Source organism: Pantoea sp. CTOTU49201 (assembly GCF_032054795.1).
GTDB lineage: Bacteria > Pseudomonadota > Gammaproteobacteria > Enterobacterales > Enterobacteriaceae > Pantoea > Pantoea symbiotica.
In genome coordinates, this window is record NZ_DAMBSA010000625.1 from 1 (window position 1) to 1,629 (window position 1,629).

Annotated in this window: 1 protein-coding gene; it reads left to right on the top strand. The window is 56.9% G+C overall.

Annotated features, from left to right (window positions below; translation table 11 throughout):
- On the top strand, nucleotides 1-1,629 hold a 1,629-nt coding region (locus RTY00_RS24565; RefSeq protein WP_312666719.1), incomplete at both ends, for a PQQ-binding-like beta-propeller repeat protein.

The window sequence follows — 1,629 nt, forward strand, 5'->3', positions numbered from 1 at the left end:
GCTGATGTGGAATACGCTCGCCTGGATTATCTGGGAAGTGGGTTTTGATAAATGGCAGTGGATCCCACGCGGTGACCTGTTCGGCGTGATCGGCCTGTGGCTGGCGATGCCGTGGGTGGTGAAACCGCTGTATCGCGGCGAACGCCGTTTCCACGGCTTCCTCGGCGGCACCGTGATTGTCATGATTGTGGTAGTGATTGGTCTGTGCTTCTACGATCCGATTCCGCAGCAAGGCACTATCAGCAATGCCCGCGAACAGAACAGCGAGCAGGGCGCTGCTAACGACTGGACCGCGTACGGTGGTTCGTCTGACGGCCTGCGTTTCTCATCGCTGAATCAGATCAGCAAAGAGAACGTCAAAAACCTCGAAGTTGCCTGGACATATCATACGGGCGATCTGCGTCAGGATGCGGATGCCAGCGAATACACCTTCGAAGCCACGCCGCTGAAAGCCAACGGCATGCTGTACTTCTGTACGCCGCATAACGAAGTGCACGCGCTTGATCCGGAAACCGGCGCGGTGAAGTGGAAATTCACGCCGAATAAAGATCGCTCTTACCTGCAGCAGCATCAAACCTGTCGCGGCGTAAGCTACTACGAAGAAACCCCGGTTGCCGCGCAGGATAGCGCAGCGAATCCGGCTATCTGCCGTAAGCGTATCTTTAACGCCACCACCGATGCGCAGCTGATTGCGCTGGATGCCGATACCGGCAAACCGTGCGCTGATTTCGGTCAGAACGGTGTGGTTGATCTGCACGCCAATATGGGTGAAGTGCGTCCACATGCGCTGATGCAAACCGCAGCACCGCTGGTCGCGGGCAAGCTGGTGATTGTTGGCGGATCCGTGATGGATAACGGCTTCAACAGCGGCAACCCGTCAGGTGTGATTCGTGCGTACGACGTGCAAAGCGGCCGTCTGGTGTGGAACTTTGATCCGGCTAATCCGGAAAACACCGCACCAATCGCTGCCGGTCAAAACTACCCGCAGGACACGCCAGTAGCGTGGGGCACGTTGAGTGCTGACCTGAAAAACGGCGTGGTATACGTACCGTTTGGTAACGCTTCACCGGATGAAGTGGGCATTGAACGCGATCCGAACAGCAACACCGAGAAGTTCCGCGATGCGCTGGTGGCGCTGGATCTGCAAACCGGTGCCTTTAAATGGCGCTATCAGAGCTCCAACCACGATCTGTGGGACCGCGATAATCCGTCACAGCCTTCGCTGGTGGACATCGATTATCAGGGTCAGAAGCAGCCTGTGGTGATCCTGCCGACCAAAACCGGCAACCTGTTTGTGCTTAACCGTCTTACTGGCCAGCCGGTGTATCCGGTGAACCAGGTGAAGGTCTCCACCGAAGGTGGCGTCGCGGGTGAGAAATTTGCGGCAACCCAGCCAGTTTCCAGCCTGAACTTCATCCCGCAGCCGTTGACTGAGAAGTCAATGTGGGGCATCACGCCGTTTGACCAGATGTCATGCCGCATGGATTTCCGTAGCTTGCGTTATGATGGCAATCCGTGGACGCCAGCAACTGAAGGCGGTTCGCTGATCTTCCCTGGCAACATTGGTGTGTTCAACTGGGGTTCTGTTGCCGTCGATCCGCAGCGTCAAATGCTGATTGCCGCGCCAGT